Annotated in this window: 32 protein-coding genes and 1 pseudogene; 26 read left to right on the top strand and 7 right to left on the bottom strand. The window is 55.8% G+C overall.

Going from position 1 to position 26,384, the window contains the following annotated elements:
• Window positions 1–71 precede the first annotated feature (71 nt).
• The 5 genes and pseudogenes from DXY31_RS04125 to rsmD all read left to right on the top strand — a co-directional run.
• The gene (locus tag DXY31_RS04125; RefSeq protein WP_114992402.1) at window positions 72–671 is read left to right on the top strand and encodes a CAAD domain-containing protein; all 600 of its coding nucleotides are present in this window, start codon (window positions 72–74) and stop codon (window positions 669–671) included.
• A 64-nt stretch (window positions 672–735) separates the two neighbouring features.
• Entirely contained in the window at window positions 736–1,899 is a 1,164-nt protein-coding gene (locus tag DXY31_RS04120; protein ID WP_114992400.1) for a GuaB3 family IMP dehydrogenase-related protein, read from the top strand.
• 216 nt (window positions 1,900–2,115) lie between these two features.
• Window positions 2,116–2,439, top strand: a complete 324-nt coding sequence (gene trxA / locus DXY31_RS04115) for a thioredoxin (RefSeq protein WP_066909933.1) — start codon at window positions 2,116–2,118, stop codon at window positions 2,437–2,439.
• A gap of 29 nt (window positions 2,440–2,468) precedes the next feature.
• Window positions 2,469–3,131 carry an imidazole glycerol phosphate synthase subunit HisH gene (gene hisH, locus DXY31_RS04110; RefSeq protein WP_114992397.1) on the top strand — a complete coding sequence of 221 codons (663 nt, stop codon included), beginning with the start codon at window positions 2,469–2,471 and terminating at the stop codon, window positions 3,129–3,131.
• Window positions 3,128–3,667 (top strand): annotated as a pseudogene (gene rsmD / locus DXY31_RS04105) (16S rRNA (guanine(966)-N(2))-methyltransferase RsmD); the annotation flags it as partial. The gene hisH and the pseudogene rsmD, both read left to right, overlap by 4 nt.
• A gap of 13 nt (window positions 3,668–3,680) precedes the next feature.
• On the opposite strand, the gene petG reads toward rsmD, so the two are convergent.
• Window positions 3,681–3,794, bottom strand: a complete 114-nt coding sequence (petG, locus tag DXY31_RS17515) for a cytochrome b6-f complex subunit V (protein ID WP_006041770.1) — start codon at window positions 3,792–3,794, stop codon at window positions 3,681–3,683.
• A gap of 56 nt (window positions 3,795–3,850) precedes the next feature.
• Between petG and DXY31_RS04095 the strand changes: the two genes are divergently transcribed.
• Genes DXY31_RS04095 through ruvC form a run of 6 tightly spaced genes read left to right on the top strand, consistent with a single transcriptional unit; the run spans window position 3,851 to window position 9,144 of the window.
• Complete coding sequence (locus DXY31_RS04095) at window positions 3,851–4,237, top strand: cytochrome c (protein ID WP_114992391.1); 387 nt, start codon at window positions 3,851–3,853, stop codon at window positions 4,235–4,237.
• A gap of 7 nt (window positions 4,238–4,244) precedes the next feature.
• The gene (locus DXY31_RS04090; RefSeq protein ID WP_114992389.1) at window positions 4,245–4,979 is read left to right on the top strand and encodes an RNA methyltransferase; all 735 of its coding nucleotides are present in this window, start codon (window positions 4,245–4,247) and stop codon (window positions 4,977–4,979) included.
• A gap of 24 nt (window positions 4,980–5,003) precedes the next feature.
• Window positions 5,004–6,158, top strand: coding sequence for a serine hydrolase (locus tag DXY31_RS04085; protein WP_170953545.1), 1,155 nt, complete (start codon window positions 5,004–5,006; stop codon window positions 6,156–6,158).
• The gene (locus tag DXY31_RS04080) at window positions 6,155–7,570 is read left to right on the top strand and encodes a DUF3370 domain-containing protein (RefSeq protein ID WP_114992387.1); all 1,416 of its coding nucleotides are present in this window, start codon (window positions 6,155–6,157) and stop codon (window positions 7,568–7,570) included. The genes DXY31_RS04085 and DXY31_RS04080 overlap by 4 nt, the downstream gene beginning before the upstream one ends.
• Window positions 7,567–8,655 (top strand): magnesium chelatase ATPase subunit I, encoded by a 1,089-nt coding sequence (bchI, locus tag DXY31_RS04075; protein ID WP_114992385.1) that lies wholly within the window; start codon window positions 7,567–7,569, stop codon window positions 8,653–8,655. The genes DXY31_RS04080 and bchI overlap by 4 nt, the downstream gene beginning before the upstream one ends.
• 24 nt (window positions 8,656–8,679) lie before the next feature.
• Window positions 8,680–9,144 carry a crossover junction endodeoxyribonuclease RuvC gene (gene ruvC, locus DXY31_RS04070; RefSeq protein ID WP_114992383.1) on the top strand — a complete coding sequence of 155 codons (465 nt, stop codon included), beginning with the start codon at window positions 8,680–8,682 and terminating at the stop codon, window positions 9,142–9,144.
• A 609-nt stretch (window positions 9,145–9,753) separates the two neighbouring features.
• On the opposite strand, the gene DXY31_RS04065 is transcribed toward ruvC, so the two are convergent.
• Together DXY31_RS04065 and DXY31_RS04060 are read right to left on the bottom strand one after the other, a co-directional pair.
• Window positions 9,754–10,137, bottom strand: a complete 384-nt coding sequence (locus DXY31_RS04065) for a lipopolysaccharide assembly protein LapA domain-containing protein (protein WP_114992381.1) — start codon at window positions 10,135–10,137, stop codon at window positions 9,754–9,756.
• A 261-nt stretch (window positions 10,138–10,398) separates the two neighbouring features.
• Window positions 10,399–10,587, bottom strand: coding sequence for a hypothetical protein (locus DXY31_RS04060; RefSeq protein WP_114992379.1), 189 nt, complete (start codon window positions 10,585–10,587; stop codon window positions 10,399–10,401).
• Window positions 10,588–10,932: 345 nt separating this feature from the next.
• On the opposite strand from DXY31_RS04060, the gene DXY31_RS04055 reads away from it, so the two are divergent.
• Window positions 10,933–11,154 (top strand): hypothetical protein, encoded by a 222-nt coding sequence (locus DXY31_RS04055; protein ID WP_114992377.1) that lies wholly within the window; start codon window positions 10,933–10,935, stop codon window positions 11,152–11,154.
• Between the two features lie 155 nt (window positions 11,155–11,309).
• On the opposite strand, the gene DXY31_RS16765 is transcribed toward DXY31_RS04055, so the two are convergent.
• Together DXY31_RS16765 and DXY31_RS04050 are read right to left on the bottom strand one after the other, a co-directional pair.
• Window positions 11,310–11,450 carry a hypothetical protein gene (locus DXY31_RS16765; RefSeq protein ID WP_206749790.1) on the bottom strand — a complete coding sequence of 47 codons (141 nt, stop codon included), beginning with the start codon at window positions 11,448–11,450 and terminating at the stop codon, window positions 11,310–11,312.
• Window positions 11,451–11,579: 129 nt separating this feature from the next.
• A complete protein-coding gene (locus DXY31_RS04050; RefSeq protein WP_244279519.1) occupies window positions 11,580–11,792 on the bottom strand; it encodes a DUF2973 domain-containing protein in 213 nt (70 codons plus the stop codon).
• A gap of 780 nt (window positions 11,793–12,572) precedes the next feature.
• Between DXY31_RS04050 and DXY31_RS04040 the strand changes: the two genes are divergently transcribed.
• From DXY31_RS04040 to DXY31_RS04000, 9 genes are all read left to right on the top strand, one after another.
• Complete coding sequence (locus DXY31_RS04040) at window positions 12,573–12,758, top strand: hypothetical protein (protein ID WP_114992372.1); 186 nt, start codon at window positions 12,573–12,575, stop codon at window positions 12,756–12,758.
• A gap of 83 nt (window positions 12,759–12,841) precedes the next feature.
• Window positions 12,842–13,657 (top strand): class I SAM-dependent methyltransferase, encoded by an 816-nt coding sequence (locus DXY31_RS04035; RefSeq protein WP_244279517.1) that lies wholly within the window; start codon window positions 12,842–12,844, stop codon window positions 13,655–13,657.
• Window positions 13,657–14,256, top strand: coding sequence for a 5-formyltetrahydrofolate cyclo-ligase (locus DXY31_RS04030; protein ID WP_114992371.1), 600 nt, complete (start codon window positions 13,657–13,659; stop codon window positions 14,254–14,256). Before DXY31_RS04035 ends, DXY31_RS04030 begins: the two co-directional genes overlap by 1 nt.
• A gap of 145 nt (window positions 14,257–14,401) precedes the next feature.
• A complete protein-coding gene (locus DXY31_RS04025) occupies window positions 14,402–14,866 on the top strand; it encodes a hypothetical protein (RefSeq protein WP_371639068.1) in 465 nt (154 codons plus the stop codon).
• Window positions 14,867–14,873: 7 nt separating this feature from the next.
• Window positions 14,874–15,320, top strand: coding sequence for a SufE family protein (locus DXY31_RS04020; protein WP_114992369.1), 447 nt, complete (start codon window positions 14,874–14,876; stop codon window positions 15,318–15,320).
• Between the two features lie 64 nt (window positions 15,321–15,384).
• The gene (locus DXY31_RS04015; RefSeq protein WP_114992367.1) at window positions 15,385–16,701 is read left to right on the top strand and encodes a homoserine dehydrogenase; all 1,317 of its coding nucleotides are present in this window, start codon (window positions 15,385–15,387) and stop codon (window positions 16,699–16,701) included.
• Between the two features lie 131 nt (window positions 16,702–16,832).
• Window positions 16,833–17,075, top strand: a complete 243-nt coding sequence (locus DXY31_RS04010) for a hypothetical protein (RefSeq protein ID WP_114992365.1) — start codon at window positions 16,833–16,835, stop codon at window positions 17,073–17,075.
• Between the two features lie 16 nt (window positions 17,076–17,091).
• Window positions 17,092–18,729: an ABC transporter substrate-binding protein gene (locus DXY31_RS04005; RefSeq protein WP_114992363.1), complete on the top strand. Its 1,638-nt coding sequence runs from the start codon at window positions 17,092–17,094 to the stop codon at window positions 18,727–18,729.
• Window positions 18,729–19,748 carry an ABC transporter permease gene (locus DXY31_RS04000; protein ID WP_114992361.1) on the top strand — a complete coding sequence of 340 codons (1,020 nt, stop codon included), beginning with the start codon at window positions 18,729–18,731 and terminating at the stop codon, window positions 19,746–19,748. The genes DXY31_RS04005 and DXY31_RS04000 overlap by 1 nt, the downstream gene beginning before the upstream one ends.
• 27 nt (window positions 19,749–19,775) lie before the next feature.
• On the opposite strand, the gene DXY31_RS03995 is transcribed toward DXY31_RS04000, so the two are convergent.
• Window positions 19,776–21,380 (bottom strand): alpha/beta hydrolase, encoded by a 1,605-nt coding sequence (locus tag DXY31_RS03995; protein WP_371639065.1) that lies wholly within the window; start codon window positions 21,378–21,380, stop codon window positions 19,776–19,778.
• Window positions 21,381–21,481: 101 nt separating this feature from the next.
• Here DXY31_RS03995 and DXY31_RS03990 point away from each other — a divergent pair, with 101 nt between their 5' ends.
• Together DXY31_RS03990 and DXY31_RS03985 are read left to right on the top strand one after the other, a co-directional pair.
• Window positions 21,482–22,684, top strand: coding sequence for an MFS transporter (locus DXY31_RS03990; RefSeq protein WP_244279531.1), 1,203 nt, complete (start codon window positions 21,482–21,484; stop codon window positions 22,682–22,684).
• Window positions 22,650–23,327, top strand: a complete 678-nt coding sequence (locus DXY31_RS03985) for a Coq4 family protein (RefSeq protein WP_170953543.1) — start codon at window positions 22,650–22,652, stop codon at window positions 23,325–23,327. Before DXY31_RS03990 ends, DXY31_RS03985 begins: the two co-directional genes overlap by 35 nt.
• Here DXY31_RS03985 and DXY31_RS03980 read toward each other — a convergent pair.
• The gene (locus DXY31_RS03980) at window positions 23,324–23,593 is read right to left on the bottom strand and encodes a SemiSWEET transporter (RefSeq protein WP_114992357.1); all 270 of its coding nucleotides are present in this window, start codon (window positions 23,591–23,593) and stop codon (window positions 23,324–23,326) included. The genes DXY31_RS03985 and DXY31_RS03980 overlap by 4 nt on opposite strands.
• A 57-nt stretch (window positions 23,594–23,650) precedes the next feature.
• Between DXY31_RS03980 and DXY31_RS03975 the strand changes: the two genes are divergently transcribed.
• The 3 genes from DXY31_RS03975 (at window position 23,651) to DXY31_RS03965 (ending at window position 26,353) form a co-directional block, all read left to right on the top strand.
• Window positions 23,651–24,049 carry a hypothetical protein gene (locus DXY31_RS03975; RefSeq protein WP_114992355.1) on the top strand — a complete coding sequence of 133 codons (399 nt, stop codon included), beginning with the start codon at window positions 23,651–23,653 and terminating at the stop codon, window positions 24,047–24,049.
• Window positions 24,050–24,169: 120 nt separating this feature from the next.
• Window positions 24,170–24,790 (top strand): cysteine hydrolase family protein, encoded by a 621-nt coding sequence (locus DXY31_RS03970; RefSeq protein WP_114992353.1) that lies wholly within the window; start codon window positions 24,170–24,172, stop codon window positions 24,788–24,790.
• Window positions 24,791–24,799: 9 nt separating this feature from the next.
• The gene (locus tag DXY31_RS03965) at window positions 24,800–26,353 is read left to right on the top strand and encodes a PAS domain-containing sensor histidine kinase (protein ID WP_114992351.1); all 1,554 of its coding nucleotides are present in this window, start codon (window positions 24,800–24,802) and stop codon (window positions 26,351–26,353) included.
• Window positions 26,354–26,384: the final 31 nt, after the last annotated feature.

Raw genomic sequence — 26,384 nt, 5'->3', positions numbered from 1 at the left:
TTTGCTGTCTGTGTGGGATCAACCACGGATCAGGACCTTACGCTTTGGCGTCGCCATTTGGACCGAAGTTGATGTCGTCCGACAAGCCCTCCGAAAATCAGGCTCCTGCCGAATCCATCAATCCTGATCTTCCAGCTCAGGGCGACATCACTGACGGCGGAGTAGAGACGGACAAAACCGCAGAAGCTGCAAAGTCCGAAGCGGCACCCGCAACTGCTGCCTCTGCTCCGCCTCAGACAACGGTGACTACCGAGCCAGTTGCGCAACCCGTTGCACCATCTGCCTCAACTTCGATTGCAGAGCGCATCAGCATTCCAGCCCAGGCACCTGCTGACGACAGCGGAGAGGAAGGCGGCGAATGGGACTTGCTCTCCAACCGCATCAAGCAATTCTTTGAGGCAAACAACCTTCAGGATCAATGGCAGAGCCTTCGCCAGCCTCTCTTTCTGCTCGGCGGACTCATTGTTGTGATCCTGACGATGCGGATCTACGGGGGAATCCTCGACGCCATCGCCACGGTTCCATTGGCTCCCCGACTGTTTCAACTGGTCGGCACTTTTTATGCCATCTGGTTTGCAGCCACACGCCTGATTCGAGCCGAGGAGCGGAAGAAGATTTCGGCCAACGTGAATGATCTCTGGAGCAGCTTGCGGGGAGGCTCAAAATCCTGACCCAAATCGTCACGAAGCACGAATCACCGATTGGTAGCTTGATCCAACTCTGTTAGCTCCTGCGGTGGACATTCAGCTCGGACGCTCCAAGGTTGTACGCCGGGCCTATGGCATCGATGAAATCGCACTGGTGCCCGGCGGCAAAACCGTGGATCCAGAGGTGACCAACACCAGCTGGTCCATTGGAGGAATTGAGCGAGAAATCCCGATTATCGCCAGCGCCATGGATGGCGTTGTTGATGTGGGTATGGCCGTCAATCTGTCCAGGCTTGGAGCCCTCGGTGTGATCAACCTGGAGGGAGTCCAGACCCGCTACGAAGACCCCAATAGCGTTCTCGATCGCATTACTTCGGTTGGCAAGGACGAGTTCGTTCCTCTAATGCAGGAGATCTATAGCCAGCCTGTGCAGGAACCCCTGATCCGCAAGCGGATTCAGGACATCAAGGCCCAGGGTGGCATCGCCGCTGTCAGCGGAACCCCTGTCGCGGCCCTGCGCTACGGCAAGGCGATCGCTGAAGCAGGTGTCGATCTGTTTTTTGTCCAGGCCACGGTGGTGTCGACAAATCACATCGGACCTGAGGGCCAGCAGACACTTGACCTTGAAGCCCTCTGTCGAGATCTGGGTGTTCCCGTTGTGATCGGCAATTGCGTGACCTACGACGTGGCTCTGCAGCTGATGCGCGCCGGGGCAGCTGCCGTGATGGTGGGGATCGGCCCTGGAGCTGCCTGCACCTCAAGAGGCGTACTTGGAGTTGGGATACCCCAGGCCACAGCGGTTGCGGACTGCGCCGCGGCCCGAGAGGACTACCAGAAAGAAAGCAACCGATACGTACCTATCGTTGCCGACGGGGGCATTGTGACGGGCGGAGACATCTGCAAATGCATTGCCTGTGGGGCTGATGCGGTGATGATCGGATCACCGATTGCCCGCGCAGAGGAAGCACCCGGTCGTGGCTTTCACTGGGGCATGGCCACTCCAAGCCCAGTCCTACCCCGCGGCACCCGCATCAATGTGGGCAGCACGGGAAGCCTGGAGCGGATTCTTCGGGGACCTGCCAAGCTTGATGACGGAACCCATAATCTTTTGGGCTGCCTGAAAACCTCCATGGGAACCCTTGGAGCACGCACCATCAAAGAGATGCAGCAGGTGGAGGTGGTTGTGGCTCCATCGCTGCTCACTGAGGGCAAGGTTTATCAGAAAGCCCAGCATCTGGGCATGGGCAAGTGAGCGCAGTTCTCGCATTGAGATAAGAATGACCCCGCGGAGACACAGGTAAAATCAAGCAGTGCGGGCCTTGGCTCACACACTCCTCACACCCTCTGGCCCGACGCGTTCGGGCTTTCTGTCTTTATGTCATCCATCACAGTTCAGGCGAAGAGCTGGGTGATTGAGCAGCAACCTCAGAAACGGTTGCTAAATTTCGCCCAATTCGACCGATCCTGAATGTCCAGCGCTGCCGCTGTCACCGACGCCTCCTTCGAACAGGACGTCCTTCAGAGTGACGTTCCCGTGCTGGTCGATTTCTGGGCCCCCTGGTGTGGCCCCTGTCGCATGGTGGCTCCCATTGTTGATGAAATTGCCAAGGAGTTCGAAGGGAAAATCAAGGTGTTCAAGCTCAACACCGATGAAAATCCCAACGTGGCCAGCCAGTTCGGCATTCGCAGCATTCCAACCTTGATGGTGTTCAAGGGTGGACAGAAAGTCGACACCGTTGTTGGAGCCGTCCCCAAAGCAACTCTCTCTGGCACCATTGCCAAATATCTCTGAGGCCTCAACTGACTTCGTCAGCAGACCAGATGCCGGGGGACTCTCTAAAGCCGATCCAGCGGATCGGCTTGATCGATTACGGAATGGGCAATCTCCATTCCGTTCAGACAAGTTTTAACCGGTTGGGGCAGCCATTAGCCCAGGTTCGGCATCCTCAGGATCTTGAAGCCTGCGATGCGCTGATTCTCCCTGGAGTCGGGGCTTTCGATCCGGCAATGGAGAAGCTTCATTCGACTGGGCTCGTGCAGCATCTGCGCAGCTGGCATCACAACAAACGCCCTCTGCTCGGAATCTGCTTGGGCCTTCAGTTGCTTTTTGAACGCAGCGATGAAGGCAATGCCGAAGGGCTGGGACTCTTCGAAGGCGAAGTTCAACGCTTACCTGATCAACAGGGGGAGCGGATCCCACACATGGGCTGGGCTCAACTGAAACCCCAACACCCCTGCCCGCTTCTTGTCCAAAGCGACGCGCAACCGTGGGTGTATTTCGTGCACTCCTATGCAGCGGTTCCCAACAAGGCCACTGATCTGGCAGCGACCATGACCTTCGGGCAGGGGGAAGCTACGGCGATGGTTTGGAGGAATCGCACTGGTGCCTGTCAGTTTCACCCTGAAAAATCAGCAAAAGCCGGCGCTCAGTTGCTGAAAAATTGGATTAGCTGGCTGCAGTCCGGCGCTCAACTGCCGAAGTGAAAGGTGCACAGCTGCGTTTAATTGGCGGGCGACGACTGCGCAGCCCTCAAGGTCAGGGCACCCGGCCAACTACCTCCCGGGTGCGTGAAGCCTTGATGAACATGTTGAGCTCCAAGATCAGAGGCTGCCACTGGCTAGACCTCTGCAGCGGCAGCGGAGTCATGGGCTGTGAGGCGTTGATGCGAGGAGCCTCCCACGTGGTTGCTGTGGAGAAGGATGCGCGAACAGCAGCCATTTGTCGCGAAAACCTAGAACTGGTCGCCACCAGCCATGCCTGCGATGCAACGGTGAGGGTGATTAGGAAGGATCTTCTCTTATGGCTGAAACAGGGATGCCTTGAGGGCAAGCAAAGGTTCTCAATCGTTTATTTCGACCCGCCATATGCATCTGGGCTTTACGTCCCTGCACTCGGCATGCTTCAGAGTGGCGGATGGGTTCAACCTCAGGGTCTGGTGATCTGCGAGTTCGCCAGCAAAGAGAAATTTGAAGTGCCTTCAGGCTGGAAGGAAGCAGACAGACGTCATTACGGAAAGAGCAGCCTGCTGATCCTCAACCCCCAAGAGCACTGCCGCGTCGATACTGATTCCAAGCCGCGACAAACAGGCCGAGAAGGGTGACAGGAATCAGACCAAGAACGATGCCGCAGAGCAGAGGTTCGATCATGGCGTCGCGCCGAGTGGAAGGATTGACCACAATTGTTCCATGCATATGACGCAACTGTGACGACACCGTCATCAACTGCTGCAACGTTGGAACGACGCCGTGGTTTGGTGACGGCGCTGATCGTCATGGCTGTGATCACAGCTATAGCCCTAGGGGCCTGGTTTTATGTCAGCACTCGTCTCGATCCTTACAGCAAGGCTGCGCTGGCTTTGAATGGCGATGTGCAGCATGGAGCGCAGCTGTTCCGCATCAACTGCGCTGGCTGTCATGGCATCGCGGGACAGGGACTGGTGGGTCCAAGTCTTCAGGCCGTGAGCGAACGACGGCCCGACCGTTCATTGATCCACCAGATCGTGAGTGGAGAAACCCCACCGATGCCACGCTTTGAAATTGAACCGGAAGGAATGGCAGACCTTCTGAGCTACCTACACACCCTGAACTGATGCCATCGTGAGCCTTGCCGTGGTGTTGGTGGAGCCGTCCGGTCCGCTCAACGTTGGAAGCGTGGCTCGGCTCTGCGCCAACTTCGGTGTTGAGGATCTGAGGTTGGTCGCTCCACGATGTGAACCGAGTGACCCCGACGCACAACGCATGGCCGTGCATGGAGGGCAGGTTCTCAGCCGAGCTCGTCGCTTCCCGACACTGTTCGAGGCACTGGTCGATTGCCAACGCGTCGTGGCCAGCTGCGGCCGCATTGACCATGGAGAGATTGCTCTACAGCCTCCTGAACAGGTCATGCCCTGGGTGCAACAGGGTCTTGAATCGGCAGCACAGGTTGCACTGGTCTTTGGCAGAGAAGACCGCGGACTGAGCAATGAGGAGCTTCTACTCAGTCAGCGCGTTGTACGGCTTCACTCCTCGGAAGCCTATCCATCCATGAATTTGTCCCATGCGGTGGCCGTGATGTTGCACGAACTAGAGAGGGTGCGCCGGCAATCCTCAGGTCCGCTGAAAGACACACTTCACAGTGCAGAAACAGCCGCACCAACCCAGCTGATCGACTGCCTCAATGACGCGGAGGATTTACTTCTGGAGGCAGGTTTCTTGTTAGAGCACACCGCCAGGGCACGCATGGCCAAGGTCAAAGGACTGCTGCAACGATCCCTGGTGCGTCCTGAAGAATTGGCCATGCTGCGTGGCATGGTCCGACAACTTCGTTGGGCGATTCGTTGCCACCGCCCGTAATCTCTGGCTTTCTCGCGCAGTTCATTGGCCTCCAGTCGATCTAGACGCCAAAACCCTGGCTGGGGACGTCCTCTGCGGCTTGTGCTGCGACTTGTTCTGATGGGCGTCGGACTTGGTGTCATTACAGGCTCCTTACTGAAACTGGCTGGCCCTGCAGTTGAAAAGGGAGATCTCGCCCTACCTGGCTGGCTGCCGTTAACCGAGCAGAGCCCAGAGGGCAAAGACCAGCCCGAAGCGACTGCCAACACCAGCGGAACCTCTTCCCTCAATCGCACCGAATCCCTAGGCCGTTTCGAAACCCGCAATGAACTCAAGCCGCTGAGTGCGCGCTGGCAGACACTGGCAGCAGAACAGCCCGACCTAAAAGTGAGCGCCTTCATGCTCGTGCTGGACGACGGGCGCTACGCACAGCTGGAGCCTGACACTGCACTGCCGGCCGCCAGCTCCATCAAGACCCCGATTCTGCTTGTCACCCTTGAGGAGCTTGATGCAGGTCGTTTGAGCTGGAACGAGCCTCTGAAACTCAGCAAAACCGTGGTGGGAGGCGGTGCCGGCTGGATGGCGACGAAACCACTCGGCACTCGGTTCCCAACCCATGAAGTCGCCACTGAAATGATCCGGGTCAGCGACAACACCGCCACCAATCTTCTGATCGAACGCCTAGGAGGGCAGGAGACACTGAATGCCCGTTTCAACGCTCTGGGCCTGAGCGCCACCAAGGTGAACGATTGGCTACCCGATCTCAAGGGCACCAACAGCACTAGCGCCAGAGACCTGGCTCGATCGATTGCGCTAGTGGACACCGGTGAAGCCCTCTCGATCCGCAGCCGCGATCTGTTTCGGGAGGTCATGGGCACATCAATCACCAATACTCTTCTGCCGCGCGGACTACTGCGGGGTCTCGGCGGACGCCAGGGAGAGCCAGACGACAGCCTGATGGTGAAGGGCTACAGAGTGCTCAATAAAACCGGGGACATCGGGATCGCCTACGCCGATGCCGGCTTAATTGAGTTGCCGGATGGCAGCAGAGCGGTTGCCGCCTTCCTGGTGAAAGGGCCGTTCAACGATCCGCGCTCGACGGAGCTGATCCGCAAGTTGGCCGCAGCGATGGCGCCGGTTCTCAAACCCAAACCCGCCGTTGCCCGTTCCACGGCAAGTGGCACCAACATCGATCCATGACACGTCTCAATCGCCTGCAGGCGCTGGCCGCTCTGACCATGGCCGCAGCGTCCATCGCGACGGTGCTTGCTCCTGCGCAGCTTGCCGCAGACCAACAGAAACCGGCTAACCAGACACTGACTCGCCACAGCGATGTGCGAGCCCTTCCAGGCCAGCTGGATGACGTGCTGATGGTCAATGACAACAACCCGGAACTGATTACCGGGGAAGGCATCCTTGTTTCGACCTTTCCGCAGGCGCCGGGGCTGAATATCGCGCTGAACGGTCGCTTCGACCTATTCAGCCATCACGTTTACGCCGGTCAGCCCGATCAGCTCGACTCCACTCTCTGGCTCGCTGTTGTTGCTGAGCCAGCAGGAGATGCTCCAGTAACTCTGCGACTTCTGGGTGGCAGCACCTCCCTCTCACAGGCAACCCTGAAGGGCCAAACCGCGTCACCATTTCTGCCGTTGCCAACGCTGATGGCTGAATCAGGCACAGCGGTTGCTTCCGGTCCTGGCAGCAAGGTGGCCGGCGACCTTCTGCGTGGAGAGATCGCGAACGAACTCCAGCGGGAATGGCAGATTGCGCCTGGGTCGGTCAGCTCCCTGGTTGTTCTTCCAATCCCTGTTGCCGGACTGGACCCCCTTCTCAACGGTCGCAACCTGCAGCTGCGGCTTCAGAGCTCAGGTCCGGTCTATATCGCAACCATCGCCGCCTACGGAAACGGCGACAAGGTTCCTGGTCAAGACGGGTGGAAGAAGCTGCTGAGTGAGGGGCGGCAGAGTCCGAAGGAGCACCAACCAACCCCGCGTGGCGCCCGCGGCAGGATGGTGTACTCACGCGTAAGCGGTGTTCAGATCGGCAGCACCTGGAGGGCAACCCTGACCGATCCAGGGTCCAGCCACGTGAACATTGAGGATGCGCCCATCTCCTGGCCGATTAGCAGCTTGGAACGCGGTGAGCTAAAAACAGGACAAATTCAGACAGCAGAGCTGAAAGCCTTTGATGCAGGCACCGCCTGGGCAGCACACGGCAACTACGGCGTTGAGTACGACCTAACGCTTCCTCTCCGCAATCAGGGATCCCAGCAGCGAACGGTGGCGATCACCCTGGAATCCCCTGATAAGAACGGAAGCGGCAACGGCCAACTTGCGTTCAGCAGCAGTAACAGCGGTCCGGTGATGTTCCGTGGACCGATCGAAATAAGCGGGCTTGATGGACAAGGCGGTCGACCCAGCGGTCGACGACGGTTTCACCTGGTGTTGCGAAAGGGTCAAGAGGGCCCTCAACTTGGGCAAATCACACTTGCTCCTGGAGAACAACGCTCAGTGCGGGTACGCCTGGTCTATCCAGCCGATGCCACCCCACCCCAGGTGCTGTCGCTCCTACCTGTGAAACAATCCACAGGAACACCAGTCGATCGTCCGTGAGTTCACCGCGCAAGCGCAGAGTTTTTCCCTTTACGGCCGTGATCGGTCAGGAGGAAATGAAACTTGCTCTGCTGCTCAACGTGATCGATCCCCGCATCGGCGGAGTGATGATCATGGGCGACAGGGGCACAGGTAAATCGACCACGATCAGGGCACTAGCGGATCTCCTCCCTGGCATTGAGGTAGTAGCCGGAGACCCTTACAACAGTTCGCCAACTGATCCCGATCTGCAGAGCAGCGACGTGCGTCAGCGCCTCGAGCATGGGGAAACCCTCACGACAGAGGACCGTCAGGTGCCCATGGTGGATCTTCCACTTGGCGCGACCGAAGACCGTCTGTGCGGCACCATCGACATCGAGAAAGCCCTCAGCGAGGGCGTGCGGGCTTTTGAACCAGGATTGCTAGCCAAGGCAAACCGGGGGCTGCTCTACGTCGATGAAGTGAATCTGCTGGACGATCATCTCGTCGACGTCCTGCTTGATTCTGCTGCTTCAGGCTGGAACACGGTTGAACGTGAAGGAGTGTCCGTGCGACATCCTGCCCGCTTTGTGCTGATCGGTTCCGGTAACCCTGAAGAAGGGGAATTGCGCCCTCAGCTCCTCGACCGCTTCGGCATGAGTGTTGAGGTGCGAACAGTCAGAGATCCTGAGCTTCGTGTTCAGGTGGTGGACCAGCGCACAGCCTTCGACACCGACCCTGATACCTTCACCGCCTCGGTTGAAGCTGGACAGAAGGCACTGCAGGAACGGGTGGTCGAAGCCCAGAAGCGACTCGACCAAGTTGAAATCGACGATGATCTGAGATTGCGGATTTCCGCTGTGTGCGGCGAGCTGGATGTCGACGGACTGAGGGGAGACATCGTCACCAACAGGGCTGCACGAGCGCTCGCAGCCTTTGAAGGCCGCACTGAAGTTACTGAAGAGGATGTCGCCCGCGTGGCGTCATGCTGCCTACGCCACCGACTGCGCAAAGATCCGCTCGAGCAGATCGATTCCGGTGACCGAGTCGTAAAGGTGTTCTGCAAGGTGTTTGAGCGCAGCGAAAGTAGCGACAGAGCCGAATTCGAACTGGCCCTGGCCGCCTGATGCGCTCAAAGGGGTAGCCGAGCCGTGCGCATTCTCGGTATTGACCCCGGTCTCGCCCGGGTTGGTTACGGAGTGATTGAGACCTCGGGGGGTCAGCAGAGCATGCTTGATTGCGGCATTATCCGCACCGATCCGGGCCATTCAGAAGGGGCGCGGATGGTGGAGATCGCTAGAGACTTGCGGCAGCTAATCAGGGCCTGGCGACCGGATTTAGCATCCGTTGAAAAGTTTTTCTTTTATAGATCCAGCAACACCATCGCCGTTGTCCAGGCTCGCGGCGTAGTGATCATGACCCTCAGCCGATTTGGACTGCCAATCGTCGAGTTTCCGCCGATGCAGATCAAGCAAGCTCTAACCGGCCATGGCCATGCTGACAAAGATGAGGTTCTCGAAGCAGTGATGCGCGAGCTCAACCTTGAGTCTCCGCCCAGACCGGACGACGCCGCGGATGCACTAGCCGTTGCGTTAACGGGTTGGTTTCAGCGATAGAACCGTCAAGCCAAACGGAGAGCCCTTGCCATTGAAGTTCTCAAGAGAGAACACGCAAGAGAGCGCCTCTGCTCAGCTGGGGATTGATGGTCAGGCCATTCACGAAAAACAAGCGCACATAAAGGCCTGCACATCAATTATTGCCTCATTAAATCTTGGTGAGAGAAGACTGAAAGACCAGCACTTTTCCACAAGCCCCTATTGATAAACCAGCTGAAATGTGGAGAATCGGGTGAGAAAAGCTAATACCCTGACTATCTAGCCTTTGCCAACTCGCGCAGAATGGAACATCAGATTCAATATGGCAAAGTTTACACATTAGTGGAATGTCGACCAATTAGGCATACCTCTAACGCTCGGACAAAGAGGCATGAGTCGTTTAGCCTTATTGTGTCTTGGGCTCTTCAGCTGAGCCCATAGATAGGGAATAAATGCTATTCCGACCAGCCCCCGAATCCAACACACAACTACTGAAAGTCGATGGAATGCCGAACAATCTCTTAGTGATATTAGATCAATAATTGATCCGCAAAAATGTTGATCATTTCTCAGCAGTTCACACTAGCCTTGTCATTGAACTGTCCTTGCCTTCTTAACGATGGAGCAAGCTCAGTCTGAGCTCGACACCTGAACCGTTGGAGTCGTTTCCGACTCTTCTTCAGGACTGGCCGAAGGGAGCAGTCCTAATTGTGTTTCAACGGTTGCCCGGTACCGATTCAGATCCGTTTCCAATTCCTGGATGCGCACTTGCTGGGCATCGAAATCACTAGATTTTTGGAAACGTTCCACGTTGTTCAGCATCCCGCTCCATGCAGCGAACAGCCAGGCTGAAGATGCACCAATACCAGCAGACAGCAGCAGCAATGCCGCAAGAGGCGTGGTGTACTTCAGACCAGGGAGCACATGGACGGTTGTAGCAGCCGTATTTTCCAGCGTAAAGAACACCATGCTCAGACCGAAGACGAAGATCAGGGTGAAATTGATCTGACGCATGGTCGGAGTTGCTGGTGCACCAAAAACTACGTAATTAGTTCCTCGCTGAGAGCCAAAGCGAGTTGAAAGGATGAAGTTCGTTAACCAGCGAAAAGGTCGTTAACGAAACCAGTCAGCCTCATGCCGTCAGCCTGAAAGGCGCAGCTTCACTGGATTGGAGCAGACCCTGATCAGCTACAGGATCTGAATCGTTTGCAGCGATCAGCTGCTCAAGACCAGACCGACTCGGACGGCTGGCTTAAAAGATCGACATTGAGTGGGTCATTCCTTGAGGCGCTCCATAACAACCCGCGAGAAGGCTCGCTCCCTGGCTGCTGTGACAATCAGGGCTTTCGAAAGCTGCCTAAGAGTCTCCACGTCATTGCACTCATCGATCTTGCGGCAGGCACGTTCGACGCGGAACTGTTGTTCGATGGTCAGTTGAATCTCAGAGGACGACACGGCAGCCATGTCTTTCAGCTCAGGCGAATCTGGCGAGGGCGACCCCTCGGCCGTGGAAGCTGCACCCGAAGAAAAAACAAAAATTGGAAGGGCTTTTGAATAAAGATGCCAAAAATGACAGCCACCGGGAATGGTTGTTGTCAGCAAACAAAGGATCTTTCTGTTCCACCCAGCACCGGGAGGGAGGGCTGCGAAGGTTGAGAAAGATCAGCCAATGCCATAAGAGGCTCTGCAATGGGGGCCCAAGGAAGAAAGCCTTCACGGCGAGAAACAGCACAATTCATTCTTGGAAACAGTTCTGATGTTGCTCCATGCCAATAGCTGCTAGCTTTGAATTAACCAACGGAGACACGCATGAAGGCATTGATTCCTGTTTATGCAATTTCAATTCTTCTAGGAACGAATGCCTTCGCCAATACTCAATCAGCTACTGCAGAAGGTGTTGATCAAGAGATAACGATCAATCGACTGATGTCGAAAGTTCCTCAGGGAACAACCGTGACCGACACATCCTGCATAGAGATTGGAACCGCTGGCTTTAACATCCGTTATCGCTGCACCATCACCTGGCAGTAAATGAATATCTCCAACGAATCAATGGCCTTGAAAGCAAGAATACTCTGATCGGGATCAGAGTCGGCCAAAGCTGATTGATGCCAATTATCCCCTGACGCGGACATGATCCCAAAAAGTTGAGCACAAGACATCTTAAAGAGTCGATGCCGGATCTTTCACTCCGCTTTAACATCAACAACCGCATTTCCTGCATCGACATCTTCTTCGCTTTTAATCTCTTTCATGGAGGACATAAGCTTTTTCACCAGACGGCTCATGAAATAGACGGTTGCAAGCAGCCAAATAATCTTGATCATGGCTTCATTATGCACTGATCAAACAAGGATGGGCTGCCCATCAGAACCGAAGCTGGAGGGAGACGGAAGGAATGATCTGAAGAGCTGTGAGGATTAAACGACTCCCGAGAAAAACCTTTGATTCTGCCGCTATGAGGGAAGTACTGGCTTCGGTCTGTCGAAACGAACCACAAGAAGTTTTTCCTTAGTCATACTGCCATTTTGATCAAAAAGTTCTGGATGGGTGGTTTTGAGCCCAGTTCGGTCTTTTGTTTTAAAAGATAGACGCATCAAGCGGATCGCCTGAACAACCACAAAAGCAAGAAATGCTGTGTAGGCAAGCGCGTTAATAGCTGAGAACACTGGCTCAAAAGTGCGTGTCGCAAGATTAGTGAAACCAGGCTGCCAGCCTTGGCAGCAATGTTTTCAAGACCACCATGCAAATGACACGTACGGCTGTTTTTCTAACTCAGTGCAGGAGGCACCACACACTCTGATCACTGCCGAAAGTGCGATGCGAGGTTGGCTCGTCAAGCGGATTGCCTTCACCGCGGTCAATCCGATCTCGGCAAGTGGAGCAGAGCAGATGCCCTTTTCGCTTCCAGTAAGAGCGTTTGGAGCGTTCGATTGACTGCCCGCAAATCAGACATTGAAACAGAGGTGGCATGAAAGCCGAAGGCCTTTGACTGTGAAACCCAGACTGCGAGATGAAATGGCATCAATCTGTTCACAACAGACTTTCCTGGCAAAGCGGCAGCCTTTGCTTTGCGGCCTCAATTCAATGCCAAAAGGAGTCCGGCAACAGATTCAGCACTGGAACATCAATGAGAGCATTACGACTCATCAACCCAGAACTTTTGACAGGCCAGAACATTTTCAATGGTTTCAATGTTCTTCTCAAGGGAAAGAGAAGTACATCATCAACACTTTGCTGAAAAGCAATGAGTGCCCTTGCGCTTCCTTTGCTTATAAGCGACTGAACCCCTGTTCAACAGCTGAATCGGATCGTTGAGCACGACAACTGAGCACGACGACAATGCAGCCATCACGGAGACCTCCGTGAATGAGCGCTGCGATAACTAGAAGGAGAAATGGCGGGCAGGGTGCAGAATCAGAACGGTTGCAACGCCTGATGGGGCTGTGATGGACCGAACCGAAAGCACGATCGATCTCACCCTCAATGCCGCAGGGCTCCGCCTACTGCTAGCTGCCGTGAGTCATCAGCTCGATCGATGGTCGGGTGGGGATCCTGTTGAGCAGAACAATCTGCAGGACATGAAGACACTGCTAACGGCAGCACTTCTGGAATGCACCTTTCAGGACAATTAAAGCTCGGGGCTTGAAGCAGCTGTGCTGCGAAAGGATTCACAAACGGCAGGCGATCAAACGTTCCTGAAAATGAGCAGACAGTTTTGGTTCCCTCTGCCGGCTTGATCGATGCCGTTCATTTCCTGATGCCAGCGATGGACAAAGGCTGGTTTGATTCTGTAGCCAGCGACTATGCGCGTTGCAGACCCCGTTACCCGGATGCCTTCTTCGCCTGGATGGCAGACCAGTCCCCAGCACTGGATTGTTGTTGGGATGCAGCTTGCGGCAGTGGTCAGGCATCCGTTGGGCTGAGCCGCTGGTTCAAGCATGTTGAAGCCACAGACCTCAGCCCTCAGCAGATTGCTGCAGCGGAACAACACACACGCATTCACTACCAACAGGGAGCAGCGGAACATTCCGATTTGGGCAGCGACAGCGTTGATGCAGTGCTGGTTGCTGCAGCCATTCACTGGCTGGATTTGCAGCGCTTCAACCGAGAAGTCTGTCGGGTGCTGCGACCGGGGGGTCTATTGGTCTGGCTGGGCTATGAACCCATCCAGGGAGCACCGCAGGATTTACAGACGTGGCTCAACAGGCTCTATCACGAGCGACTCAATCGGTTCTGGCCACCTGAACGCATCCATGTGGACACCTGCTATTCCGATCTGGAGTTCCCGTTCTGCGATCAACCGCTGCCCAAAGGATTGAAGATCACCGAACACTGGACGCAGGACGACCTTCTGGGCTTTATCAGCACCTGGTCAGCACTCAGGCAGGCCAGCCAGCAAGTTGATAGCAAGGATCAGGGCCGCTCGCTGATCAACAACCTCTCTGAGGAGCTGAATCAGATCTGGCCTCAGGATTCAGAACAACTGACACTGCAATTACCGCTGATGGGGCGCTGGGGAGTATTGCCCTGATGCAGGCCTTTGATGCAGCGAATAAACCCACTCTGCGCAAGATTTTCAGAACACGAAGGCGCCTGACCCTCGAGGCTGAACCCAACTTGCAGAACAGGATCCGCGATCAGGCCAGGCAGGAACTGAGGCGACGCCACCGAGAGGGTGAATTGCACCAGTCCGTAGGGCTTTATTGGCCATTGCCTGGAGAAGTGGACCTGACACCTCTACGTCTTGAGCTGGTCAAGGAACTCGGCTTGAGCCCAGCGCTTCCTGTCGCTGATGGACAAGGCAACATGACCTATCGCAGTTGGACTGAGGCCCCCTTAGCCAGCGACGGCTGCGGGATTCCAGCTCCCTTGGATCAACAGGAGCTGAGTGCTGAGAAGCTATCTCTGTTGCTCGTTCCTGCGCTGGCTGTGGATCGAAGGGGCATCCGACTTGGCTACGGGGGTGGCTACTACGACCGCCTTCGCTGCCAGAAGAGCTGGAGCGAAGTACCCGCTCTCGTTGTACTCCCCGGAGCCTGCGTGAGTGTTCAACCTCTGCCATCAGACCCCTGGGACAGGCCTTTCCAAGGCTGGTTGAACGAAAACGGTTTTCAGCATTCGTTGCCTTGACGCAAAGGCAACCTGGCAAAAGGGGGGCAGTGGATTACCGACCAAGCCCGGGCTGGACTTCAGAACAGATCCAAATCCGCCTCAATCAGGACTGGTTGACTGCCGCAATCTCCCGCACCATGGGTGCACCGACAACTGGCACGCCATGGCCATTCCATCCTGTTTTGCACTGATGGCCACCACAGCACTGGGCTTGGCTTTGACGCAGCCCATGCAGGCTGAAGCCCATGGAGTGGAAAGCAGCCTTCGCTATCTCGACGGACAACTCCAACTGAGCAGCAGCTTCTCCACAGGAGAGCCAGTGGAAGGAGCAGTGGTAAGGCTCCTCAAGGCTGATGGAACACCCGGCGAGGAACTTGGACGCATCGATGCTGAAGGCACGCTGCAGATGACTCTTCCAGAACTTGGGGATGGACTGGTGGACCTGCAGGTGGATGGCGGACCTGGGCACCGCGACTACCTCACGCTTCCTCTTCAACAGGGGCGAGTCAACCTGGACGAAGTTGTAATGAGTCCAGGCAGTAGAAACGGTCTGGACTGGGCCATGGCACCAGCCCTGGTCGGCTTGGTGGGACTGATGGTTAGGGTTCGAAGTCTTCGACAACGCTGACCCAGCGATGGCTGAACAAGGCAGCTCCACAACTCGCTACGGCAGCCAAGCTCTTGATCAGCTCGCCGAACGACTCAACAGCACATCAGATCCGCGCAAGCGTTATGAGTATGTGCTCTGGCTCGCCAAAAAGCTGCCTTCCATGTCGCCCGAGCTGCAGACCGAAGAGCGCAAGGTCAAAGGATGTGTTTCCCAGGTCTTTATTGCATCGGAACTGATCGATGGACGTCTTCAGTGGCATGGGGATTCAGATGCCCTGATCACCAAGGGGCTGCTGGCCCTGCTGATCAAAGGACTGGCCGACCTCACCCCAGCACAGGTGATGTCTGTTGACCCAGGCTTCATCGCCGCTACAGGGCTTCAAGCCAGCCTCACACCCTCACGGGCCAATGGCTTCCTCAACATCCTGAGGATGATGCAGCAGCAGGCGAGTGTTCTGAATGAATCGGGTTGAACAAAACCAGCCGACCGACCGCTGCCTAAAGTCGACCCCACAGCGCAACTAACGGACCCGCTCCATGGCGACAAGGATCGGCATAGGCCTGCTTGGCCTCGGCACCGTCGGCGCAGGTGTGGCAAGCATTCTGAACAGTCCAGAAGGGCGCCATCCACTGATTGCCGACCTAGAGCTGGTTCGGGTGGCTGTTCGCGATCTGCAGCGCAACCGGCCCGTTTCAATCCCATCAGAGCGCCTCACCACGGATCCCAATGAGGTGGTGGACGACCCCGATGTGCATGTGGTTGTCGAAGTGATCGGGGGCATTGAACCGGCTCGCACGCTGATCATGCGAGCCATCACGGCCGGAAAATCAGTGGTCACCGCCAACAAGGCCGTGATCGCAAGACACGGTGAGGAAATTGCTGCTGCAGCTGCAGCAGCTGGTGTCTACGTGTTGATCGAAGCAGCCGTCGGAGGGGGCATTCCGATCATCGAACCGCTCAAGCAGTCGCTCGGAAGCAATCGCATCGATCGGGTGAGCGGCATCATCAACGGGACCACCAACTACATCCTCAGTCGGATGGCCGACGAAGGTGCCGATTATCATGGTGTTTTGATGGAAGCCCAAGAACTGGGCTATGCGGAAGCTGATCCAGCCGCGGATGTAGACGGTCATGACGCCGCGGACAAGATCGCCATCCTTGCCGGACTGGCCTTTGGCGGCCCGATCGAACGAAGCGCCGTTCCGACAACAGGTATCAGCAATCTGCAGGGGCGTGATGTGGACTACGCCACGCAACTGGGATATGGCGTGAAACTGCTTGCTATTGCCGAACGCTTGGAAAGCGATGGCGATCCTATGGGATCCCTGCCGCTGGGCGTTCGTGTGCAGCCAACACTGGTACCCAAAGACCATCCACTTGCCGGCGTTAACGGTGTGAACAATGCAATCCTTGTGGAAGGCGACCCGGTCGGCAGGGTGATGTTTTACGGCCCTGGCGCCGGATCAGGGCCAACAGCCTCCGCAGTGGTTGCAGACATTCTCAATATTGCCGGCATCCGACAGCTCAACAGCAGTGACGGCGGCCTTGACCCACTCCTGGCAGCAAGCAGCTGGCGCTCATGCCACCTTGTGGATTCCAGCCGCATCCGACAGCGCAACTACGTGCGTTTCAACACTGAAGATGCTCCCGGCGTCATCGGCAAGATTGGCAGCTGCTTTGGAGAACAAGGTGTCTCCATTCAATCCATCGTTCAATTCGACGCCTGCAATGAAGGGGCTGAGATCGTTGTGATCACTCACGAAGTCGGCAATGGAGCAATGCAGAACGCCCTTCAGTCCATTGCTTCTCTGCCTGGAGTCCGTTCTCTGGCTGCCCATTTCGGCTGTTTCTGAACCCAGCCGAAGGCCACTCGCAGACCCGCAGGTCTTCGCAGCCCCTGGCAAACACACCCTCGGATGAGGCAGAGTTGTAAGAACCATCACAGCTCCGGTTCGCATTCGCGGATTCATGCTGCAAAACGTTCATGCCGAACGAACTCTCTGTTCTTCAGGGGCAACGCTGCAATCAGTCGGAATCTCGGTCCGTCATGAGGCTCCATCAGGGGGACTGCATCACATTGCGCAGTGATGCCGGCCTGTTTCAGGTCATCGGCATCGACGGCGACCACGACCGCTGCTGGGTTCGCCAGTGGCCCCTGAAGCCCCAGGGCTCCCCGGTCTTCGAGGTCCCTCTCGACCAGATCACGCCGCCGTCTGCTCCCGATTAAGACGCGTGGCCTTTGAATGGCTGCGTCTGACTTCAGTAGCGTGATCGATCAATTCAGAGAGTCATGCCTGGCCTCCCTGAAAAGGCACGCAAAACAGTTGCTACCACTCAGCACAGTCTTGGCACTCTGCATCAGCCAGAGCGCCTGTCAGCCCATCAAACGCAGTGATCGGATCACGGTGGCCAGCGCCGGGCGCATCACCTCTTTGGACCCGGCTCAGGCCAGTACCTTCGGAGCTCTGCAGCTGCTCAGTGCTCTTGGAGACACTCTTTATAAAAGAACTGCAGAAGGGCAACTAACGCCAGCCCTGGCCTCAGCGCTGCCGGAGATCAGCGATGGCGGCCTCACCGTCACGATTCCCCTGCGTGAGGATGTGCTCTTCCATGACGGCACTCGCTTTGATGCAGAGGCGATGGCCTTCAGCCTGCGCCGTTTTCTGGAGATCGGAACTCTCAGTTATGTGGTCGGTGATCGCATCACCGCAGTTGAAGCTCCCGAGACTTATCGATTACGACTGCGCTTGAGCCGCCCCTCAAGCTCGCTTGAGAATCTGCTCACCGCCACCAACCTGACCCCTGTGTCACCAAGGGCTTACCAGGATCATCAGGATCGATTTCTCAACGACCGTTTCATCGGAACGGGTCCCTACAAGCTGACCAGCTTCCGAGCTGTTCAGCAGCGCCTGGAGCCCTTCAAGCAGTACTGGGGGCCCTCGCCCAGCAACGCAGGGCTGGACCTGATTTATCTCAGCAATTCCACCGCGCTGTTCGGTGCGATGCGCAGTGGCGAAGTGGATGTTCTTCTCTCTGACTCCATCGACGAGGATCAGCGCCTCGCGCTCAATCGCATGGCCGGTGAGGGACGTCTGCGGGAAGGACAGGGTCCGGCGCTGGTGATCGGTTACATCACCCTGCTGAGCAACACACCACCACTTCAGAATCCAGTCCTGCGTAGGGCTCTGGCACTGAGCCTCGACCGAGACCTAATCAATGAGAGGGTCAGCCACGGATTGCGCCCCCCGCTTCTTTCACTGGTGCCTCCTGGCCTACCAGGAGGTGATGTTGAGCCCTGGCCACGGCACGATGCCGCCCGGGCCAGAAACCTGTTCATTCAGGCGGGCTACTGCAACGGGAAAGTCTTCGATCTGCCGTTCACCTATCGATCGAATGTGCCCGCAGACCGTCTAATGGCACTGACCTGGCAAGCCCAGATCAAGCGTGACCTCGCTGATTGTCTCTCCCTCAAACTCGATGGCGTGGAATCAACGACTGTGTATCGACAGCTCGGTGAAGGGGCATTCCAGGCCGTGATGCTCGACTGGCGAGGCGCATACCCAGACCCTGAGGCTTACCTCGCACCTTTGCTGAGCTGCAGGGAATCGCAGGGATCCTTCTGCAAGCGTGGAGAAGCCGCCATCAGCGGCAGCTTCTGGACAGCACCAGGGCTAGAGAGAATCCTGCTGCAATCGGATCGCAGCTTGGGAGATGCTCGGCAACGCGATCTAGAGAGGGTGGAGCAGATGGCCGCTCAAGGCGCCGCCTACATCCCGGTCTGGCTCGTCACCCCCAGGGCCTGGGGAAGTACCGCCTTGGCCACCCCGGAGTTCGATGGCAACGGCCAGGTGGTTCTGGCCCGATTACAGGAGGTGCGCTGATGGGACGAAGTCGCGAGCTGCTTCGCTACACGGGAACGCGGCTGGCCCTGGCGCCAGTGATGCTCTGGCTGATCGCGACTCTGGTATTTCTGCTGCTGCGGGTGGCTCCTGGCGATCCCGTGGACGCTGTGCTCGGGAGCCGAGCTCCAGAAGCGGCTAAGGCCGCACTCAGAGCACGCTTGGGGTTGGACCAATCACTGGCTCAGCAATACCTCGATTTTCTTGGTGGACTGCTGCATGGCGACCTCGGCCAGGCGCTGATTAATCAGGAACCCGTGAGTCGAATTATCCGACAGGCGCTTCCTGCCAGCCTGGAATTGAGCGTCACAGCCTTGCTGATATCAGCGGTGACCGGTCTGGCGGTTGGCTTTACAGCGATTGCCCGATCAGAGGGAAAGCTTGATCTGGCCGGCCGTTTTTACGGCATCGGCACTTACGCCTTGCCTCCCTTTTGGGTGGCCATGCTGGCTCAGCTTCTGTTTGCTGTAACCCTTGGCTGGCTGCCTGTTGGAGGGCGTTTCCCACCAGGCATGATTGCTCCTGATGGCAGCGGCTTTCTGATCGCCGACAGTGTGATCAGCGGCAACTGGGCAGCGCTTCAGGGAGCTCTGCGCCATTTGGTGCTGCCGGCGTGCACACTCGGACTGCTGCTGAGCGGTGTCTTCACCAATGCCCTGCGCCTCAACCTCAATCGCAGTCTTCGCTCGGACTATGTGGAGGCAGCCCGAAGCAGGGGACTGAGCGAAACCCAGGTGGTTCTTCGGCATGCACTACCCAACGCACTTCTGCCGGTGCTGACGATTGCCGGAATTACTGTCGCCTCGCTGATTGGTGGCGCCCTGTTGATTGAGGTGACCTTCTCCTGGCCAGGCATTGCACTACGCCTGCAGGAAAGCATCAACCAGCGCGACTACCCAGTGGTGCAGGGCATTGTGGTGGTCGTTGCCGCCCTGGTTGTGCTCGTCAGTGTGACTGTGGATCTTCTCGTCGCCCTTCTGGATCCCAGGGTCCGGTATTGACCTAACTAAGCCCAAGATCACGAGGCTTCAATCCAGAAAACGAGCTGCACCGGTCTGATCCAGACGGTGCAGATGGAGATCCCCCACTTGTAGGTGTTCAACACCACCCTGCAGAGAACCCGACACACGACCACGCTCTAAATCAAGCAGGAAGCGCACGATTTCTCTCTGCAGCTGATCCTGAACCCTCAGAGGCTGAACTCCAACCAGTTCCTCGCCGAGCTGAAAGAGATCCTCGCCTTGACCGCCGCCGCTTTGACCCTCCACTCGCACAGGAGAAAAATGGCTGGCCCCTTCAACAAGCACCGCACGCGTTGCTGGGTTGGCGGGCAACGACCTGAGCAGTCCAAGCTGCTCACTCAGCGGAGGGGTGATCAGATCAAGAGTCCCGCCGCTTAAAAACACAGCGACGTCACCCTGCAGGGGAATGCGCCGAGGCCAGAGCAGGCTGCCGAAACTGTTGAGACCCACCACGCCGGCCAGCTCCTTAGGTGGCCGCACAGCAGGAAGAGGCACGTCCTCGATCTGACACTGAAGCAGTCGCGACAGATTGCTGATGGGGAGGTCATCTAGATCCTGGCCGCAACGTCTCCCGAGACCTGTCTCTGGACCGGCACCTGCAGCGAGCAAAGCTGTCAGTGCTCCAAGGGAATGCCCACCGAGCACCAAACGTGTCCCAGAGAGCTCGAACACTCCTCTTTGGTGTGCAGCCAGCACCGCATCAAGATCCTTCAGGCGATCGGGCAACACCTCAGCGCCCGGCGGCGGACGGCGCCCTTCCAACAGGGCCTGCACCGCCAGAACATCACTGCCTGGATGCTCAAGCACAAGAACCGGCCAACCCTGACGACTGAGGGCTCGTCCAAGCCAGCGGAAATGATCTGGGCTACCTCCCAGACCCGGCATGAGCACAAGCCAATGACTGCGCTTGGAACCGTCTGCCATGAGCGGGCGCCACAGCTGGATCTGCAGCGGCTGATCTCGATGCTCTACAGGCAGGATCAATCGCTGAGGCGCTCGATCGGAGGCATTGTCAGCCTCAGAAGCCGAATCAGCTTTTTGGGTAAGTGATGAGACCGGCAGTCGATTGAGGGTTTTGACCAGAGCCTGCTGACGTTGCAGCTGACGCCGCCAGCTGCTGGCAACGGGAAGCAGGGCATCAAGATCGAGGCGTACACGCTTCGCGGGAAGAGCCTCAAGCAAATCCAGGGTCGTGACCTGTGCGCGCTTGTTGAGTAGCGACTCGAGCGTCACCTGAACGGTTTGTCCTGTTGCGTCGTCGTCAACCAGCACCAGATCACTGACCTGATCCAACAAACGCCGGCCTGCCCAGCTGTTGAGAATCTGGCGGGCCATGCTGCGGTCATTGATCAACGGAGCCTTGAGCAGATCAATCACCCCCTGACGGCTTTCTTCCTCAAGCAAATTCAGCCACACACTCAGCTCCGAAGATCCGCGTTCTTCACCACGGAGCCATCCGCCCAGATCGTTGATCGACAAGGGCAGATCCATCCCATCCAGACGGACGACCAACTCGGCGGCTGTACGAGCTGGTCGCGGTGACAGGGCACCGAGCATCAGACTGCAAATCAGTCCTACGGCAAACCGTTGTCCTGTTGAGCGTCTTCGCAAGGCCTAGGCCAGTTCATTGGTGGAACCAGTTTCCCGCACCTTTGCAGGAAGTGGCTTCAATCAGGCTTCTGGCTTCGTTAGGAGCCGGTGGTGTCATTTACATGACGCCGATCGTGTTTCACCAAGCCAGCTTTAGCGCAACGCAAGTGGGGCAGGGCCTGGCCGCTGCCGCCCTGATTGGAACAGCTGCCCGTCTTCTGAGCGGCCTCCTGCTGGATCGAGGCCTTTGCTGCTCCTGGCCGGTGCGTGCCGCGGCAGTACTGGCCTTCATCGCCGATTTCGTCTTGCTACAGGCGCAAGGTTTTGCGGGTTACCTCACAGGACAACTGCTGATTGGTCTGGCAGCAGGGCTGTACTTCCCCGCCATTGAACTGGCTGTACCGCTCAGCTGTGCCGGCTTCAAATCCAGCCGCGGATATGCACTGGCTCGCAGCGCTGATGCGCTTGGTGTTGCCTTAGGCGCGCTGATCGGGGCAATTGTCACAGCTCTTGGACTGATTCGCGCGGTTTACCTGGTGGAAGCTGCGGCCGTCATTGTGATGTTGCTGGTGCTGAACTGGCGCCCCCTGCCCGATGGGCGGGCTGCACTCTTGCATCTCGACGAAGTCGGGGAAGAGCAATCCACCGCCAGGGACCCTGCTGCAGATGGATGGCGCTGGCTAACGCCACTGCTTCCTGTTTTGGCCATCAGCATTGTTGCCACAGGGATGATTGCACTGAGGCAGAGCGCCCTACCTCTTGACCTGGTGCGTGGAGGCTTATCGCGTCCAGCAGTGAGCGAAGCCGGAAGCGGAGCACTGATTGCACTGCAGCTTGGCCTATTGCTGGTTCTGCAGTGGCCTGTCGGCAACTGGGTCGCCAAGCGCAGCCTGCGCTTTGGTTTGGGAGTGGGACTGGCTGGCTTCGTGGCCGGCTGCCTGCTTCTGGCGAGCTCGGCACTCTGGAGCGGTGGGATGGTGCTGATCTCACTGGCCATGGTGCCCCTGGCATTCGGAGAAGCGGCGTTCCTTCCCAGTGCCGCCGAAGCCATGGTGGAAGAGACCCCTCTGAAACACAGGGGTTTGTCCATGGCGCTGTTCTCCCAATGTTTCGCCATCAGTGCCACCGGTGCACCCTTGCTGGCCGGAACCTTGCTTGACCAGCAGGGTCATGGCGTGCAGCTCTGGTTACTGATGGCTGTGATCTGCCTGGCCGTGATGCCGCTGCTCAAAACCGTGCGACCTCGCTATACAGCAGGTCTGGATGGAACCCCACTGGAGAACGACGAGGATGTCCCGAGCCCGCGAATTGCTTCGCTCCGTTAAAAACCTTTCCGTCTTGCGGGAACTGGCCAAGACCAATGGTGGCCTCGACAGCGTCGGCAATTTGATCGATAACTTCATCGACAGTGAGGCCATGGTGGTTTGCCTCCAACGTTTCAAAGCTCTGCCCGGTGGCAAGGAGATGGTGGAACAGCGTTACCCACCTTTCCAGCCTGATATCCCTGCTTTGGAGAAGTTGCCGGAGGGAACGCTGGGTCGGGCATACGCGGGAATGATCCGCCGACTGAACTACGACGCTGATTTTTTCCGACCAAGAGACACCAGCACTGAAGCGCTCTGGCTGACGCAGCGAATCGCCACAACCCACGATCTGCATCACGTAATCGGTGGATTCAACACCGAAACGGCTGGTGAGTCGGGAGTGCTGTCGATCACAGCAACCCAGATCGGTTTTCCTGCCTATGTGCTGTTGAACACGCTGGCAGGGTTTCGCGCATTTCGCTTCCAACCGGATGAGTTTGAAAAAATCAGCCGAGCGATCGCCGTGGGCAGCCGCATTGGCCTGGAAGCGACGCCTCTTGTACTGCAGCGCTGGGAGGAAGGCTGGGAGAAACCCCTCCATCAGTGGCGCGATGAGCTGGGAGTCAAAGCCGCTGTAGGAGAACAGTTTGGGGCGAAGTATTAACGCTCACCAGCCTTCAGGCGGTGGCGAATCTTCTTCTGCAGCACGAACGATGCTGGGATCAAGGTGAATCCGTTAGCCAGGATCACGGGCCCATTGCCACTGAGAAGACCAAACACCGCCCAGATAGCAACACCACTGGTAAACAGGCTGTACATCGACAGTGAGATGGAGCGCGTGTCGTCGGTGCGCAATGTCTTCATGGCCTGTGGAAAAAAGCTCAAGGTAGTCAGCGCTGCCGCTACATAGCCGATTGAATCCACATCCATTGCGAGAGTTACTGGAGCGAAAGCACTCCATAAACTGCCGCCAGTCTTGCTGCAGCCATGGCACTCGGACCGAACGTCAGCATTGAGGTCCTGCAGGGCCATTCACATAGTTGGCGACGCTGCTGGCGCTCAGCCTGGACACTATGCGCACTCCTGGGAGCACTGCAGACACCGCTCCAAGCGAGCGAAACAGAAACGCGTCATGCCATGGCAGCCATGGCTGCTTTTGCCGAATGCAAGATCCTGAACGCCGGTTACAGCCGAGACAGGGCCCAGAACATCCTGAACACCTGGATCAGCAACAAGGGGTTGAAGAAACAAGCTGAGTGGTTGCAATCAGCCCAGGCCATTCGCGTGGTTGCCCTCATCAGTGAAGCGATGAACAAGAGCTGCAATGGCTTTGATCAGAACAGTTCTCAATTCATCCCTGCAATGGAAGCGATTGATCAATTATGAAATGCAGGATTCACTCTAAAAACCCCTGAATCTCATGCCGGAGTTCAGCAGACACAATCAATTAACCATACAAACACTGATTCAGGAATAAAGTGGGTAAGGATTTCTTGAGCCATCAGAGTGATTCGCTTCAGCCCCAACCAAACGGCACTGGTACTGATCGGTTTCCAGAAAGACTATTTTGACCCACAAGGAGCCCTCTATTCTGTAGTAGAGGAATCACATCGTGTTTCAGGCACCCTCGAGCACACCATCGAGACAATCGACAACATCGCCGAATCTTCAATCACAATCGTGAACACGCCTATCGTATTCAGCGAGACGTACAAGGAGATTGAGAACCCAACTGGAATCCTCAAGGCAATCAAAGAGATCGAAGCCTTTAAAGTTGGTACCGAAGGAGCAGAGGTGATAACTGAAATTAAAAAATATGGAAGTCGGATTAAAACAGTTCCCGGCAAAAAAGGATTCAATGCTTTCTCTAATACTGATCTAGAGAAACTTCTTACTGATCATCACATCGAACAAATCGTAATTGCTGGATGCGTTTCATCCCTCTGTATCAATGCCACAGCCCTTTACGCAAGCGACCAAGGCTATGACGTAACGATCCTCTCAGACTGCACCTCAAGCCGAACGCCTATTGAACAAGAAATGTTTTGCGATGAAATCTTTCCACTATTTGCAGACGTAATAACTCACAACGAATTTATTAATGCAATAAAAAGCAGCTCCTGTTAACAGCCAGCTATGGATCGTTATAAATCACCTGACGCAGCAGCGATCGCACAATCAAAACTGATTGAACGGTTGGCGGAATCAGAACGGACAATGCGAGAAATTTTAGTTAATCTTCCTGTTATTGTCGCACGATTTGACAAGCACAACAAGGGAGAAATCCAATTTCTAAATATGGCCTGGAGCAGAATACTGGGATTCAATATTGATTCCTGCTTAGGAATGGAAATCAATTCCTTTGTAGTGGAAGAGGATCTACAAAGGTGGAACGAACTACTCGAAAAAAGCCATAATGAAAAGGAAAAAGCATCTGATCTAGACAGTCAAATACGATTCAAAGATTCCAATGAGCAAATTCGCTGGCTTCGAATCAAACTCGATCAGCGCAAGAACGGTGAAGTTATTGCATTGATGGAGGATTTCACTGAAAGGCGTCGCCTTGATGCTGAGTTAATTCAAGCCCAACGACTGGAAAGCATTGGTCATCTTGCTGGTGGCTTAGCTCATGATTTCAACAATCTTCTGCAGGTAATCATGGGATATATCAATTTAACCCAACGACTCGTCCAAAAAAAGGGAGTTGACTCTCATTACTTGGAAATTGCAAAACAAGCTTGCCTACGTGCAGCTGGACTATCAAAACAAATGCTGACCTTTAGCAAGGGAGGGGAACCAGTTCAGAAGGCTGGATCCTTGGAAAAGGTTGTGAAAGAGGCTGTAGACATGAGCCTGCATGGATCAAAACTTAAAGCATCCATCAAGCTTGAACCATACTTACCTCCGGTCAATATGGATCATGGACAAATTCATCAGGTGCTACATAACGTTATCCTCAACGCGGAACAAGCAACGCCCGAAGGCGGAAAACTCGATATTACAATACGAAGAGAATTACCATCAGGAAGCAATTCTTACCAACAAGAAATGGTTATCACTGAAATTCAAGACTCAGGGATTGGGATTCAAGCTACTAACCTAGGGAAAGTATATGATCCATATTTCACAACAAAAAAAACCGGAAACGGCCTTGGCTTGACCAGCGCTTATTGGATCATTAAGAAACACAATGGTAATTTGCAAATCAATAGTGAATACGGAAAAGGAACGACAGTTCAGATTGCATTGCCTGCCTTACCTCAATCAGAGGCCTTAGATCAATCACAGAGCACAAAACACATACAATTAACATCAATGAGCATCCTAATCATGGATGACGAAGAAATTGTTCGAACTTCAATCCAGCTTATGCTGGAGGATTGTGGTCATCAGGTGACTTCCGCAAAGCACGGCGAGGAATGCCTGAAAGCATATGCAAAAGGATTAAAAGAAAAAAAGCATTTTGACATGATCATTCTTGATTTGACCATATCAGGAGGCAAAGGAGGAATATGGACGCTTGAACAAATTCTCAAACTGAATCCGGCGGCAAGAGCTATTGCCGCGAGTGGCTATAGCCACGACAACACTTTGTCAAACTACAAACAAATAGGGTTTTATGCTGTACTGCAAAAGCCTTTTGGAATAGAAACTCTCAACAAATGCCTGGAGGACGTCATCAATATGTAGCTTACCGCAAGGTTTTAATCATGCCGCCAAC

This window comes from Synechococcus sp. UW179A, assembly GCF_900473965.1.
Lineage (GTDB): Bacteria > Cyanobacteriota > Cyanobacteriia > PCC-6307 > Cyanobiaceae > Synechococcus_C.
Note: the sequence above shows the minus strand (reverse complement) of the source record. Positions and strands in the feature narration are given on the sequence as shown.